8 protein-coding genes and 1 pseudogene are annotated in these 16308 nt (G+C 44.0%); 6 read left to right on the top strand and 3 right to left on the bottom strand.

The features are described from left to right. Positions 1 to 32: 32 nt before the first annotated feature. From K6V21_RS19345 to K6V21_RS19325, 5 genes are all read left to right on the top strand, one after another. A complete protein-coding gene (locus tag K6V21_RS19345; protein WP_224319582.1) occupies positions 33 to 2618 on the top strand; it encodes a LamG-like jellyroll fold domain-containing protein in 2586 nt (861 codons plus the stop codon). Positions 2619 to 2650: 32 nt separating this feature from the next. Then, complete coding sequence (locus K6V21_RS19340; RefSeq protein ID WP_115503330.1) at positions 2651 to 3076, top strand: BACON domain-containing protein; 426 nt, start codon at positions 2651 to 2653, stop codon at positions 3074 to 3076. Between the two features lie 24 nt (positions 3077 to 3100). Further along, a complete protein-coding gene (locus K6V21_RS19335) occupies positions 3101 to 6343 on the top strand; it encodes a SusC/RagA family TonB-linked outer membrane protein (protein WP_224319581.1) in 3243 nt (1080 codons plus the stop codon). A gap of 21 nt (positions 6344 to 6364) precedes the next feature. Beyond that, positions 6365 to 8242 (top strand): RagB/SusD family nutrient uptake outer membrane protein, encoded by a 1878-nt coding sequence (locus K6V21_RS19330; RefSeq protein ID WP_224319580.1) that lies wholly within the window; start codon positions 6365 to 6367, stop codon positions 8240 to 8242. A 210-nt stretch (positions 8243 to 8452) separates the two neighbouring features. Further along, complete coding sequence (locus K6V21_RS19325) at positions 8453 to 11311, top strand: alpha-N-acetylgalactosaminidase (protein WP_224319579.1); 2859 nt, start codon at positions 8453 to 8455, stop codon at positions 11309 to 11311. A gap of 134 nt (positions 11312 to 11445) precedes the next feature. Here K6V21_RS19325 and K6V21_RS19320 read toward each other — a convergent pair. Continuing rightward, positions 11446 to 11941 (bottom strand): annotated as a pseudogene (locus K6V21_RS19320) (DNA-binding protein). 399 nt (positions 11942 to 12340) lie between these two features. Here K6V21_RS19320 and K6V21_RS19315 point away from each other — a divergent pair. Further along, positions 12341 to 14440, top strand: coding sequence for a BT4734/BF3469 family protein (locus tag K6V21_RS19315; protein ID WP_224319578.1), 2100 nt, complete (start codon positions 12341 to 12343; stop codon positions 14438 to 14440). Between the two features lie 137 nt (positions 14441 to 14577). Here the strand turns inward: K6V21_RS19315 and K6V21_RS19310 are convergent, their stop codons facing one another. Together K6V21_RS19310 and K6V21_RS19305 are read right to left on the bottom strand one after the other, a co-directional pair. Continuing rightward, the gene (locus K6V21_RS19310) at positions 14578 to 15114 is read right to left on the bottom strand and encodes an FHA domain-containing protein (RefSeq protein ID WP_007218494.1); all 537 of its coding nucleotides are present in this window, start codon (positions 15112 to 15114) and stop codon (positions 14578 to 14580) included. 22 nt (positions 15115 to 15136) lie between these two features. Further along, the gene (locus K6V21_RS19305; protein ID WP_007218495.1) at positions 15137 to 16264 is read right to left on the bottom strand and encodes an SPOR domain-containing protein; all 1128 of its coding nucleotides are present in this window, start codon (positions 16262 to 16264) and stop codon (positions 15137 to 15139) included. Positions 16265 to 16308: the final 44 nt, after the last annotated feature.

Raw genomic sequence — 16308 nt, 5'->3', positions numbered from 1 at the left:
TCATATCCTTCTTTCATGAAAAATTTAATATTATGAACAGACTTTTCTGCTTTTTTATTTCCCTCCTTTTTTGCCTGACCTCGTTTGCCCAAGTCAAAAATTACGCGGTAGCGTTCGATGGTAACAGTGATATCAAATTTAATTGTATATCAGAACTAAATAACCTCTCTAAATACACAGTTCAGTTTTGGATGTATCCCTCCGAATGGACACCGGGTGCATCTATTTTTAAACGAGGAGCAGGTGCCGACATTTTTGAGGCATGCCTGGGTCCGGCGGAAGGTACAATTGTTTTTCATATAGGTAACCAGAATATCCAGCTCCAATCAGACCACTTTTCAGTGAGTGCCTGGTCACAATTGACTTTTATGGTAGACGGGAGCAATATCACTTCTTATGTTAATGGGGAAGAAATAAATTCTCCTACAGTTTCTTCTTCACTAACGATTCCGGACAGCGATTCGGAATTCAGAATAGGAGAAGCATTTAAGGGAAAAATAGATGAGTTTCGTTTATGGAGTACCGTACTCGATACAACGGAATACTTAACACATGATCCCAGTGTAAAAGGATTTATCCTGTGGGATAATACCATTAATAAATTTCATCCGGACTATGAATCCTTGATTGCATACTACAAATTCGATCAGGAATTATGCGATAACATCGTAGATTATACATTCCGCCATCATGGCATAATGAACGGAAATGCACACCGTGTGGAGGTCACAGATAATTCCTTCTTTAAATACCGTATAGTTACTGCTTATACCGATTTTGGACGTTTCTCCGACACAGGAACAGACCGTGACAAATACCTGTTATGCAATGATTTAGTCGCGCTGATTGCCGGAATAGGAAGCGACGGCTCGGCCAGTGTGAGCCTGCCATTCGACAGAGGAGTACTGACAGGAGGAGCATCCTATTTAGAATCTTATGAGGGGCGTAACGGAGGTATGCTGGCATTTGACGGTACTGGAAAAATGAGTGCAGGTGTCAAAGCAATGACTCCAACCGACGATTATTCATTCTGCACCTGGTTCTATATCGACCGGTGGGTGGAAGGTGCTTTTCTCTTGAAAAAGGAGAAAAACGAAAATATGGGAATATCTCTCCGTCTAGGCGAAGAAAGCAATGCAGAAGTAATTCTCCGAGTAAATGGAGACGAATATAAATACAAATGTGCGGGAGAAATCGTAACCGGTAAATGGATTCATTTGGGTTTTTCAACCTCTGATCGTTATTATGAGTTAAACAGAACTTTTCTTTTTGCCTGCAACAAAAAGAAACTGAACATTTACCCTTATTTGTATCCTGAGATAAAAAAGTCGTGGGTGTTGCCACTTGCCGAACTTGCTGATGTGGAAGCTACTATTGGAGAGAATTTTGTGGGCAAAATAGATGAAACCATAATCTGGAATAAGGGCAGCGGACGCGACGAGATTTTCTCAATGGGTGATAATGGTCTGAATTTGCCCGGATTCGGGAAAAATGTTGGAGTGAATTATGCCTTTTATGCGGGCAGTTACTGGCCATACAATAAGCCGGAAGATCCCGGATATGACTGTTTTTCTTATAAAGAATATCTGAACATCATGCGCACGGCGTATGCCAATCACCGCGGATTCAAAATTCGCCTGAGTGTTTCGAGTGGTTCCGATTGGAAAACAGTGATAGGCAATGCGGCAAAAAGGGAGCGTTTCACTACCGAAATGGCTGATATTATAAATAATGACGATAATCTGGATGGCGTGGATTTCGACCTGGAATGGCCGGGATATGGCGGTCAGGATGCTGCATGGACAAACTATGGTAAACTGATGACTTTGCTTCGCAGCAAATTGAAGGAGGGCAAGACTCTGACCGTTTCTCCACACACCGTTTCATATTGGTTTCCTAAAGAAGATATGAAGTCTGTAGACTATTTCTTGTTCCAGAATTACGGTCCGGCTAAAGAGCATTTCACCTATGAAAGTTTCCCGGAAGCCTACAACAAATTCCTGGCTTGGGAATATCCGGAAGAAAAAATAGTGATGTCTTTTGCAGGCAGCACCAGCAAGCAATACAATGCCGATGGTTCGCAAACAAACAATCCACCGGTACGTATCCATCAGGTCGGAGAAATCGGTCCGGATGATAATTATTCAAACGGCTATTACTTTACGGGAACCTACCAGACCCGTTGGCGTTCGGAGCAAGTGAAGAAACAAGGACTGGGTGGCATCATGTGTTGGTCGCTGAATATTGATTTCCCTGATACGAATCATCCGTTGAGCCTGTTCAAGTCATCGGCTTATGCCATTTCATCCAATGTAGACACATTAGTGACGAAAGTAGACATGACTCCTACCGCTATTGAAAAAGTAAAAACTAAAAATACTGAGTTTTCCATTTATCCAAATCCGTCGGAAGGCGTAACCGATATAACCATACCTGAAGGGGAAAAAGGATGCAAACTACTTATGTACACTAATTCGGGAGTACTGTTACAAACTTTAGAGATATCAGCAGAGGGCATCTTCCGGTATGAATACGGGAAACTTGCATCCGGCTACTATTTGTTGCGTTTACTGACGGATTCCGGGAAACAATACTCCAGACTGTTGATCGTGAAATAGTTAACCATATGTATAATTTAATCTAATGTAAAATGAGAAAAAAACAATTAGTCCTGCTTTCCTTCTTGGCAATCGGCAGTTTCTTCTGCGGCAGTTGCGAAAAGGATATTAAGACTCCGGGAGTTTTTGAACCTCTTTATCTGGATTTCTCAGTCAGTGATACGCTGGGAAACCAATACACCGGAGATTCGATAATAATCCCGAGTACCGCAAATATGATGGTTTTTAAAATCACCACAAATTGCTCATGGAGTGCCAAATGTCAAAACAAAGCCGGCCTGTCAGGGTGGATGTCCATCCCTTCATCCCCCCGGGGAGGCGGAGATGCGACTATAACATCCACCGTGTCGAACAATAAAACAAAAAACGACAGAAAAGTTTACTATTCTGTGATAGCAGGCGATTCTGCCATTGTGAAGACAGTTGTAATCGTACAGCCCCACGTGGTAGCTAATTAAATCTTTACTATAAAAACTAACCTTATGAAATATAGATATATTATAATGATGGGGTGCCTTTTTATACTGAACAGTATAATCTGTGCACAAACAACGAAAGTCACCGGTGTAGTTGTTGATGAAAGCGGTGAACCGTTACCGGGTGTAAATGTCGTTATAAAAGAGAATCACGGGACAGGTACAATCACAGACCTCGATGGAAATTTTAGCATAGAAGCCGATGCTAAACAGTCATTGGAGTTCACCTATCTCGGATATCAGAAACAGACAGTGCCTGCCACCAAGGGTAAGAAGATGAAAGTAGTGTTGCGTGAAGATTCACAGATGTTAAACGAAGTGGTTATTGTAGGATTCGGTACTCAGAAAAAAGCGAATCTGACGGGAGCCGTTAAAAGTGTAGACACCAAAGTACTTGCTTCACGCCCTATCACCAGTGTTGCAGACGGTCTTCAAGGAGCGGTAGCCGGACTGAATATCACCAACGATATGGGTGGTGCACCCGGCCAGAAAATGGAGATCAACATCCGTGGAGTGGGACTGGAAGATATAGACCAGGACGGAACCGGCAGCAAGGCTTCCCCGCTTGTGCTGATTGACGGCATGGAAGGAGACTTGTCTACCCTGAACCCCAATGATGTTGAAAATATCACCATCTTGAAGGATGCCGCAGCAGCAGCCATTTACGGTTCGCGCGCTCCCTACGGTGTGATTCTTGTCACCTTGAAGAAGGGTGATAGGGGATTCAATATCTCTTATTCGGGAAACGTACGCATATCCCAGCCTATCAATACCCCCAACATGGTCAATTCTTACGAATATGCCTTGGCTGTGAATGACGCTTTTACGAATGCAGGAGGCAATAGTCAGATCAATACCGATAGAATCTTAGCCTTGATGAATGGTACCAGCCTTCCAGATGTTCCTTACCTTCAATACGGCATCGAACCGGGAAAGCCCAATGAAGAAACCGGTGAAGTGTGGTGGGTAGGCGACCAACAATGCTGGGCCAATACAAACTGGTATGATGTGCACTTGAAGAATGCGTCTTACTCTCAGGAACACAACGTCAGTATGAGTGGCGGCAGTGATAAATTCAATTATTATATTTCCGGACGCTATCTGAACCAGAACGGTCTGTTCCGCTACTCCGATGATAAATACGAAAACTTCTCCCTGAACGGAAACTTTACAATTAAGATGAATAAAATCGTTTCGGTTTACTGGACTACCCGCATGATATTGGATAAAAACCAAAAGCCGTCTGCCATGAACGATCTTTTCTTCCATAATCTGGGCCGCACGTATCCCCTGGTTCCGGTCACGTTTCCCAACGGAGAATATCATACCAGTTCGGGCATTGAAGCTCTACAGCACGGTGGAGACCAGATTGCCAACGGTAAAAGCTTCTATAATCAGGGAAAAGTAATTATCGAACCCGTCAAGGATTGGAAAATATATGTTGATTTCAGTAGCAGGATAGAAACTCCCAATGATACCCGTCAGTTCAAGAAGATATATAATACATTACCGGATGGCAGAGTAGTGGCAACCGGTGTATTGAAAGATGTGGCAGTGAAGCATGAAGTAAAAGAAAACGGCAGTTTCAACGTTCAGCCGGGTGCGGGAGAAAGCTACTATGAGGTAGGTAACGGCCGCATAAACTACTGGAACTTCAGTGCACGCACAGATTATGAGAAACAGTTGAAGAAACACTATTTCAAGATACTGGTGGGAACCCAGTCCGAATATTATTCTACGTCTTATTCCAGAATCGGTTCTTCCAAGATTGTTTCGGATGATAATCCATGGATCGTAAACGACCCGACCAACCTTACGAGCGAACAGAAATCAGAATGGTCCACTCTCGGTATTTTCAGCAGGCTCAACTACAATTACGCCATGCGTTATTTGGCCGAAGTGAACTTCAGAGCTGATGCTGCCTCCCGCTTTCCAACAGACAAACGTTGGGGATTCTTTCCTTCATTCTCTGTGGGTTGGAACATTGCCGAAGAACCTTTCTTCGAAAAAATAAAAGAAAAGACCGGTTGGGATATGTTCAAGATCAGAGCTTCATTCGGTTCGTTAGGCAGCCAGAATACAAATAGTTTTTATCCTTATTTCCAGAAGATGTTCACAAACCCTATGTCCGATTATGTTTTTGACGGTGTAGCTGCCACACAATTGAAGGCTCCGGCTCCGTTCTCCACAAATATCACTTGGGAAACCGTGCAGAACACTAACGTCGGTGTGGATCTTGCTTTCTTCAACTCCCGTCTGAGTATAATGGGAGAGTGGTACGAGCGTAAAACGAAAGATGCCGTAGGGCCTGCATTACCCGTACCGGCTGTCTACGGAGCCAATGTGCCTAAAACGAACAATGCCGAACTGCGTACACGCGGTTGGGAGTTGGAAGCAAGCTGGACCGATCGCATCGGTAAAGACTGGAGCTATGAATTGTATGTCACCTTGAGCGATTTCAAATCAATCATTACTAAATACGACAGCCCTAACAAAGAATTATCCAAATACTATAAAGGCAAGGATTTAGGAGATATCTGGGGATTACGTGTGATTGGAATTGCGAAAAACGATCAGGAAATGGCCGATCATATAGCTCTGCACGACCAAACAGCCATCGGCAACTCATTATGGGGAGGAGGCGACTTCATGTATGCCAATCTGGACGACAACCCCGCCATCACCAAAGGCTCTGAGACTGTAGACTCTCATGGCGACTTAACGGTAATCGGAAATTCTACTCCCCGTTATTCGTATGGTATCCGCGGCACACTCCGCTGGAAATACCTGGACTTCAGTTGCTTCTTCCAGGGTGTGGGCAAGAGAGACGTTTTTCTCGATTCACCGAGTTTCTTTGGTGTGTCAGGCGCTTGGCAGCGTTCCATCTACAAGGAGCACATGGATTATTTCCGCTATGCGAATCATCCGCTGGGAGCCAATACCGATGCTTATTATGCACGTATCCGTACCGACAGGAATAACTCCCAGTGCAACGACCATTATCTGCAGGACGCTTCCTATCTGCGCCTGAAGAATGTTACTTTGGGTTATACGCTTCCGCAACTTGCTTCTATAAAGAAATATATAAAGAAATTGCGCATATACGTTTCTGCTGAAAACCTGCTGACATTCACGAACCTGATGATTCTTGATCCGGAAGCGCTCGGTTCGTCGGCACAGGCTTACGGTATCGGTAAGACTTATCCGATGTACCGCACTTTCTCCGTAGGAGTCAATGTAATGTTCTAAATAAATATAATGAAAAAGAATATGAAAAAATATATAACCTTGTTTCTAGTGATGGGAGGTTTCCTGCTGTCTTCCTGCGAGGATTTCCTGCAAAGAGAACCTCTTGACTTCGGTAATGAAAATATATTTCTGAAGTCGACAAAAGATATGGCATATTTTGCCAATACATTCTATTCCTTATTTCCGAGTAACAAATCATACATGAACGGAGGTCCTTACAGGGATGATGAAAACAGTGATAACCAGACCTCCTTCTGGTCCAACAGTAACTTTTATCCGGGAGTAAAGGAAGTTCCTAAGTTGGGCGACAACAGTGCATGGAAATTCACTACAATCCGCCAATGCAACTATTTCATCAACCTGATTCGGGAAAGAATAGAGAATAAGGAAATCACCGGCACTGAAAAGGAAATCAACCATTACCTGGGAGAAGTCTACTTTTTCAGGGCATACGATTACTATCGCCTATTGACCAATTATGGAGATGTGCCCATTATTGATAAAGTATTGCCGGACGACATTAGCATCCTGAAAGTAAGTACCCGGCGCGCTCCCCGTAATGAAGTGGCACGTTTCATGATTCGTGACCTGGAGATAGCCGACAGCCTGATGATGGAAACTGCGCCATCTACCGGACGTTTGAGTCGGGATTGCGCCCGCCTGATGCTGGCCCGCGTGGCATTATTCGAAGCGACGTGGGAGAAATATCATGCCGGTACTTGCTTCGTGCCGGGCAATGCCAAATGGGTGGGAGCCAAAATGCATCCTGATTTCACATTTAAGGCGGGAAGTGCAGAGGCTGAAATCAACTTCTTCCTGGATAAAGCCATTGAGTATTCGGACATGGTAGCAAAAGTACGTCCTTTGTGTAAAGACTATAAAAAGATGTTCACGTCTGATGTCATTGATACAATTCCTGAGGTATTGTTGGCAAAAAGCTATGTAGCGACAGTAAATGGACACGGAGTAAGCCGGGCGTTGAGTTTAGCCGGGAAAACCGGATACACCCGTTCATTGGTAGAGTCTTTCCTGATGAATAACGGACTTCCCATTTATGCGGCCGGAGATTACTATCAATCGGATATCACTATCGAACGGGTGTTGGCACACCGGGATAACCGTTTGGTGGAATCACTGAACAATGTGTTCTTGCCCCGAATCGGATCTCGTGACAATGAATATACGCCAACCGGTTATCAGGTATCCAAATGGCTAAATCCGGATCAAGCGAGCTCAGAAACCGGAGGAACCACTGCAAATCCTATATTCAGAGCGGCAGAAGCCTATTGCATCTATCTGGAAGCCTATTATGAGAGACATAAGGACTTGGGAGGCAATTGCGATTCCTATTGGAGAGCGTTACGCGACAGAGCGAAGACGAATTCGGATTATATGCTTACCATCAGTCGTACTGACTTGTCACAGGAACGTGATTTGGCGGCAAAGACTAAAGGCATAGACGCTACATTGTATAACATTCGCAGGGAACGACGCTGTGAATTCATAGCCGAAGGCATGCGACTGAACGACCTGAAGAGATGGCGCGCTCTGGATAATATGGTAAACTATGATATGATGGGCATGAATCTGTGGGATGTGATGTTTAGAAGATATGCTAATGCTGAACCACCGATTACATTAAAAGAAGATGTAATTTCTCAATATGATCCCGGAGATCCGGAAAGCAAATATATAAGAGTTTTTAGAGTAAACGAATCGGATAAAGCTTATAACGGATACAACTTCCCTAAACCGCATTATCTGGAACCGATACCGTTGAGCGAGATATTGCTGACAGCCGGTGACGCCACTGATCTGGAAAATTCCAATATTTACCAGAATCCGGGATGGCCTATAGAAACAGGGTCGGTGGCCGATTATACATACGATTGTGATTAGAGATTTATATCTCTTATTATATCTTTAAATTGTATCTTAGGTTTTTTAAGAAAGAATAAAGGGTCGATGTTGATATCGACCCTTTATTCTTTAAAGCCTTCTTTTTTTGCGAAATGCCCCATTTGTCAATAATATGCGCATCACGTACATCCGGGACAAAATACGAGATTTTATTTTGATGAAATTATAATTGAATAAATACACAACATTATGTTAAAACGTTTTTTTATTATTCTGCTTCTGCCATTTTGCTGTTCAGCATTGGCGACAGCAGCAAAAAGTAAAGGAGTCTACGCGGTTCATGATGGGAGTTCGGTAGTTATAGGCAACGAATTTCTGGCACGTGAATTCTCCTTAGTGAACGGACACGTGCGCACACAGACCATTGTGAATAAGCGTACCGGTTCGGAACCCATCCGAATCGTTCCGGAGATTTCTTCCGAAGAATTCATTATACGTACGTTAAGCGAAGATTCTGTTACTGCAGAGCTCCGCTCATCAAAGCTTTCACTAAACAAGGTTGACATCACTGACGACGGAAAGGGCGGGAAGAAACTAACCTTCCGCTATCAGAGTTTCCGTCTTGGAGAGGTCGATTGGCAAGTCAATATGGTATATACACTGCAAAACGGAAAGCATTATATGCGGAAACACTTGGAAATTACAGTTCCCGATTCACAGCGCAGCCAGGCACGCATCGACTACATTGATTTCGAATCTCTGAAACTTCCCGGAGGATATGCAGTCTGGACACATCCGGATATGGAAGGAGGCGTGGGAGGAATCAGCAGCTATCACATCTCTTTGGGACAACCGCTATATGTGCAAGCCATGTTTTTGGGCTTGGAGTTCCCTGCTGCCGAATCAGTGATAACAAAAGACAATGTGGCACATATCCGTTATTATTCCGGTAAGAATTTTGATATGCTGGATAAAGAAAATCGATTGGAAAACGGCACATTCTCTACTTGGAAAGCAGTGCTTGGTGCTTCCCGCAGTGTCGATATGGATGTTATCCGGACCGATTTTTTCAGTTATATCGATGACATTGCCGTCCCGATAAATTTGCGTATGCAGTATAATTCATGGTATGACTTTATGATGAAGATCGATGAGAACAATATTCTGAACTCCTTCCGTGAAGTGGAATGCGGATTGACGCAAAACGGTGTCCGTCCGCTCGACTCTTATGTAGTGGATGATGGCTGGAATGCCTATGGCCCTTTTGAAAAGGAAAATACGGTCAAGTTCTGGTCTTTCAACAGTAAATTCCCGCATGAGTTGGCCACTCCTTCCAAACTGGCCCATCAATTTGCTTCTGATTTCGGATTGTGGCTGGGACCCCGTGGAGGATATAGCTATAATAGTAAATTTGCCAAGTTCCTCGAAAAAAATGGCAATGGTAAATGGAACCAAAATGCAGATGATATCTGCACTAACCATAAAGTCTATCTGCAAAAGCTGAAGGATTTCTTTCTGGATTGCCAAAAGAAGTTTGACATGAACTACTGGAAACTGGATGGCTTCATGGTTCGTCCTCCACAGGCCGATTCAGCAGGCAATTACATATCCGGCGGATATCAGGGGATGTATTATGTCACTGAACATTGGGAACGGTGGATTGATATACTTCAGGCCATGCGCGACCAGCGCGGAACCAAACGGGATGATTTCTGGATTAACCTGACTTGCTACGTGAATCCCAGTCCCTGGTATTTGCAGTGGGCCAACTCTGTCTGGATTCAAAACTCACAGGATATAGGAAGACTGGATGTCAAGCGTCCGGCACAAGTAGACCGGCTGTTATCCTATAGAGACGACCGTTATTTTGATTTCGTGAAAACACGTGCATTTCAGTTTCCTTTAGCCCATCTTTATAATCACGACCCTATTTATGGTCATAAGGCAAATTTAGCGGGAAAAATGAATGATGACGAGTTTCGCACATACCTGATGATGATGGCAACCCGTGGCACTGCTTTCTGGGAACTTCATTACAGCTACGACATGATGGATGAAGGACAGAAGTGGGTGATAAATGCGGATGTACTGCGTTGGATCAGTGATAACTACGGGATTCTCAGACATGCAAAACTTATAGGGCAGACTCCTGCCAAGGGAGGTCCTTACGGATATTCCGCCTGGAATGGGCAGGAAGGTATTATCTCTGTGCGCAATCCGTCCGACCGCCCCCAAAAGTTCACACTGCTGCTCGACCGGACGATTGGCATGCCCGAAGGATTAAAAGGATTATACCGTACGGCTGTATGGACATTCCTTAGTACTGACGGGGAAAAAGAATTTGCGAAACGTCATCTGTTTGACTATGGCGAACAGATGACAATCGATTTGCAACCGGGTGAAGTGAGAATTTGGAAATTCAGTACTTCTCCCGACAAGACGGCCCCCAAATTACAAATGGTAAAAACCACTTCTTCGACAAGCTTGGTCGCCGAATTTGATGAACCGGTAATTGTGGAGAACGGAATATTTACCGTTTCGGAAAATGAAGTGAAGAACGTTGCGCTGCTGGCCGACAGGCGTAGTGTAGCCTTAACTTTGGTTCGGGAAATGAAAAAGAATAATGAGTATCGTTTCAGTGTTTCGGGAGTGAAAGATTATGCGGAGAATAGCAAAACGATTCGTATACCTTTCTTCTATTTTGAAAACCAGGAGATACCTGTTTCAACGGGCATCAGTGGCAGGGGAGATTTTAATATATCTTTCCATCTGAAAACGGACAAGGCTGCTGTCGTTTTACTGCATCAGGGAAAGGACATATCGGTATCTATAGACGCTGACGGCCGGCTGGTATTTGTGGCAGGAGGTCTGAAAGTCAGCTCCGACCAACAAGTAAACAGCAACAAGAAACTGATAGTTTCGTTATGTCGCGAAAAAAACGGCATGTTGAAGATTTATCTGAATGGTAAACTGGAAAAATCGGCGTATGATGCCACTATCGTCAATCCGGATATTAAAGCAAATCCCGTCAGTTTCGACAATGTCCTCACTCAATTAAAGATGATGAACCGTGCATTAAATTATAAAGAAAACAATAATATGTTTTGAGTAATTTTGCCTGCATCCTACACCACATTGCAGTTCCCGTTGATTTTCAATCATATAACAACCGGTGTAGCGGTGTAGTCAGGGTGTAGGAAAATTATTTCCTACACCTTTTTTTGTCTATCAATGAGCTTCTGTCACTCCGTAACCACCTTATTATCAGCGCGTACATATACTTTATGCGATCCTCGCCCAATTACATTCAAATAGCCCTTTTCTACGAGCAAATTGAGGTCATTCAGCGCTTTATTCTTCAAAAGTCCCGTAATTCCACTGTAATCATGGCGGGTAATGAAAGGATGTGTCTCCAGAAAAGCCAGTAAACGGCGATAACGTTCCGCGCCGCTAAGTTCGGCACTTTTCCGAAAACCGTATTTGGCACGCTCCACATAGCCTGCGCAGCGTTTCCGGAAGTCGGGGGATACACGCAAATGTACTTTTCCAAAGAAAATGGTTTGCGAGTGAATCTCTTTAGGATCCATCACCGGACGTAAAGCTGGACATACCGGCTATATCCTGAACCAGACGCTCCATCTTAATCGTACCCTTGTTTACAATACGCGGATACAAAGGTTGTACTGCGTTGTCGCCTTTCGGATTTGGACGCCTTTGAAAATCATATTCTGCTGCCATAATGCTATGTTATTAAGTTACTAAATCATCATTTGCCCTATTCCTTTTCCTCTTTTGCCTGAAGGAAAATGGCATTAAGCCATAGGCAAAACTTCGTTTTCCAATTGCGGGCTATATATCCTGCAATCGCAGGCTGCACAGCCCCCAGTTGAAAACCATCCGGCACACAACTGCAGGACGAAGTTTTGCTACTGACAAAGATACAAAAACAATAAGGGAAAGTCAAGTTTTCAACCGACTATATTTCAATTTTTCTTATTGTTTTCAGACGATTAGAACAGGGAAATAATATTCCAATAAAAGCCCTATTATATTTGATTAAAACGCATTTTATGTGTACCTTGCAGCCTCTTAGAAAAAGCTACTTATGAATAAATTATTTTTTAAATAGAAACGCAAATGAAAATAACTCTAATCAGAGAAGAAAAAGAGAGTGGTAAAGAAACCGTTAGCACCTGCGAAGCAGACGCATTATTGGAAAAAATAAAAACAGAAACCAAAGCGGCACATGTCACGGCACTACGTACTATGCTACTATATACCACCCCTGATGCTCGCGGTCACTACGAGCACATCGACAAGTTACCACGCATCTATCCGTCTATTGAATACGGGAGAAGCCGCGACGGCAGCAGGAAGATGAAGCACTACAATGGGGTAGTGATGCTCAAAGTGAACGACCTGGCCGGACTGTCTGAAGTGGAACTGGTGAAAGAACAAGCGAGGTTGTTGCCGCAAACCTGGGCAGCCATCACCGGAAGCAGCGGGCGGAGCGTAAAGATATGGGTAAAATTCGTGCTTCCTGACGGAAGTCTCCCTGTAAAAGAGGAGAACATCACTCTTTTTCATGCCTGTGCTTATCGTATGGCTGTGCAGTGCTACCAACCTATATTGCCGTTTCCAATAACCCTGAAAGAACCCAGTCCCACACAAAGTTGCCGCATGACGCTGGATGTCACTCCGTATTTCAATCCCGATGCCATACCTTTCTGCCAAGAGCAGCCGTTCAGTATGCCCGGAGAACAGACCTTCCACCAACGGAAATTGATGGAAAAGAACCCGTTGCTAAGGCTGAAGCCGGGGTTTGAAACATCCGAAACCTTCACCATACTGTTTGAAACAGCCCTTGGCAGAGCATTGGATGAAATGGAGAACTGGAAGCGGGGAGATGCATTGCATCCACTACTGGTGTGTCTGACCGAACATTGTTTCAAGGCAGGGATACCGGAAGAAGAAACCGTGCGTCAGGTTATGATACACTATTACAGGCAAGCTGACGAACAAATTGTCAGGACCACCATCCATAATCTGTATCGGGAATGCAAGGGCTTCGGCAAGAAGTCTGCACTAACACCGGAACAGGAAATTTCCCTCCGGCTGGAAGAATTCATGGAGCGCAGGTATGAATTTCGCTTCAATACCGTCAGTAACGACCTGGAATTTCGCCAAAAAGACTCCATTCACTTCTACTTCCAGCCCGTTGACCAACGGGCACGGAACAGCATATCAATGGACGCCCTACAGGAAGGCATCAAAGTGTGGGACAGAGACGTGAACCGCTATCTGGCATCCAACCGCGTACCGTTATACAATCCCGTGGAAGATTATCTGTGCAGCGTAGGACGCTGGGACGGCAAAGACCGCATTCATGCGCTCGCCGACCTCGTACCCTGTAATAATCCGCATTGGCGACAACTTTTCTACCGCTGGTTCCTGAACATGGTGGCTCACTGGCGCGGATTAAATAAACAATATGCCAACAGTACATCGCCGCTCCTGGTCGGTGCGCAAGGTTTTCGGAAATCAACCTACTGCCGGATTATTCTTCCACCCGAACTTCGTTTCGGCTATACGGACAGTCTGGATTTCGGGAGTAAACGAGATGCGGAAATGTATCTGGGTCGTTTTATGCTGATTAATATTGATGAGTTTGACCAGGTCAGCATGAATCAGCAGGGTTTTCTGAAACACTTGTTGCAGAAGCCTGTTGCTAATCTGCGTAAACCTTATGGGAGCAGCATTCAGGAAATACGGCGCTATGCTTCATTCATCGGTACCAGCAACCAGAAAGACTTGCTAACCGATCCGAGTGGTAGCCGCCGTTTCATCTGCATTGAAGTAACGGCACCCATCAACACAAGTGTCACCATCAACTACCGCCAGCTCTATGCACAGGCAATGGATGCTATCACAAAAGGGGAACGTTACTGGTTTGATGATACAGATGAAGCTGTTTTGAAGGAGTCTAACCGGGAATTTGAACAAATTAGCCCGTTAGAACAACTATTCCATTGTTATTTTCGTTCACCGGAAGAAGGTGAAATGGGGGAGTGGATGACCTCCATGGAAATCATCGAATACCTGCAAGGAAAATCAAAAACTATTTCATTGTCCAACAGTTGTATAAGTACATTTGGGCGTATCCTTAAGAAAAATCAGATAGAGTCCAAACGGACCAAAAGAGGAATGCAATACGAAGTTATAATGTTGAATAAATAAAAAAATAGCGGTGCAGGGAAGCATTTTGCCTACACCGCTATTCATATTCTTTCTATGATATAATCAACAGATAATTAGATGATTAAAAGACGAGGTGTAGGATGTAGGCAACTTTGCAAAAAAAACGTAGATTGTAATTACTCAAGTTCATTGCTTGTTCCGCTACGCAAAATTAAGGTTGTAGCCCCGATGGTAACAATTGCACCATCCTCAATGCGGATACGATCTTTGTCACCCAGAATTTCATTATTCAGAAAGGTTCCCGTCAGGCTGGGGGCATCCCGCAAAGTATAGATAAGCCCACCTTGCTTATTGCGTTTCACATTAATAATGCAATGGCGACGATCCATACTCATATCCGATGTTTCAATGGGAGTGTTTATGTTAGTACCCACACAGCGGCGACCTATTACATTATCTCCTTCTTGCAAAGGCAGCACTTGTTTGAAGCCAAATACATTCTCAATCACTGTGATACTGCCAAAAGCTTCCTTGAATTCCTCTTCGTCCGGGCGTTCTTCCTTTTGGGGAGCAAGCATCTTTGTTTTCCCCAAGCGGATACTAAACTGCTTGCCACAATGCTCACAAACAAAGACCAAGGACTGACCTTCGCTATACTTTGTTTCGTCAAACTGAAGATAATTCTCACATTTGGGACAACGGATACGCTTCATGGAATTAAAATTAAAAATTAAATCACTTTTTCAGCACCCAAGCATTCTTATAGGTTTCGTTCTCACGAATTCTCGCCAAAGCCTGATAGGCTTCCACTTCTGTTCCGCAAGACTCAATGCTGACGCGCATCTTACCGTCTCCCACAATAGCTTTCGCACCGGAAAATCCCTTGGCTACCAATTGTGCAGCCATAGTTTCCGCATCTTTTTCAGTACCTACGCTGGCAATGATAATATGATATGGTCTTTTGGGGTTGGCAACTGCTGGTTTTGCAACAGGCTGTACATTATGTTTAGGCGCATCAGCAGTAGCTGAAACAGAGTGAGAAGCTTGTTCTTTTGCCGTAGTTTCAGTAGACACAACTGGTGTTTTACCAACTTTGACTTCTCTGACAGCAACAGGAGCCACCACTTTCTTCTGTGTCCCTGTTTGCTTCTTAGCGGATTTACGTGCGGGGGTATTCTGCTTTACAACAATCGGTGTAATAGCCAAAGATTGCTTCTCTATCTTTTCGAATAATTCATCCGGAAGCAATTTTGCATAGTTTTCTTCTATCACTTCCGTATTCTCTATCGGGGTGGAGAAGAAAAAGGAGAGGAAAATGACAACTGCTACCGCAGCCACATTCGTTAGGTAAGCCCGGTTAAACTTGATTGCATAGCTACGCTTTTCTTTTCCAATGGCAGCAGGAGCAGGAATAATCTTCTCGGCCTGTGGCTTTTCTATAGCAGACAATTCCCGCATTTCAAACGCATCCAGCCCATATAAATAAGGAGTTGTGATCTTATTATCGTACGGCGCGAAGTCAAATGTATTATGAATCGTATAACGTACTTCGCCTACATTCGGCAAGTCCACTTTACCTTCTTCATGCAAAGCGGCAATCAGTTCATCAACCTCACGCTCCACTATCTTGGTAGCATCCGAGAAGTTGGTTCCATACACTGACATATAAGATTGAACCAGCAAGCCATCATTCATCTTCAGTTGCGGATTGAAACCGATGATACGGGTAGGGGGCAGAAAAATATTTTCTTCTTCCACTCTCGTAGCCGGAGCATAATGAGCTACAAATCCTCCTAAACCCGGAACAATGACGCAGTCATTTTCCAATAATAAAGCCTCTATATGTTGTGCCAATTCAATCATGGTGCAAAAGTAACGCAAATCTCGGATATAAGCCAGTTTCAGGG

The organism is Bacteroides cellulosilyticus (assembly GCF_020091405.1).
Lineage (GTDB): Bacteria > Bacteroidota > Bacteroidia > Bacteroidales > Bacteroidaceae > Bacteroides.
This window is presented reverse-complemented; position numbering and strand designations above follow the sequence as displayed.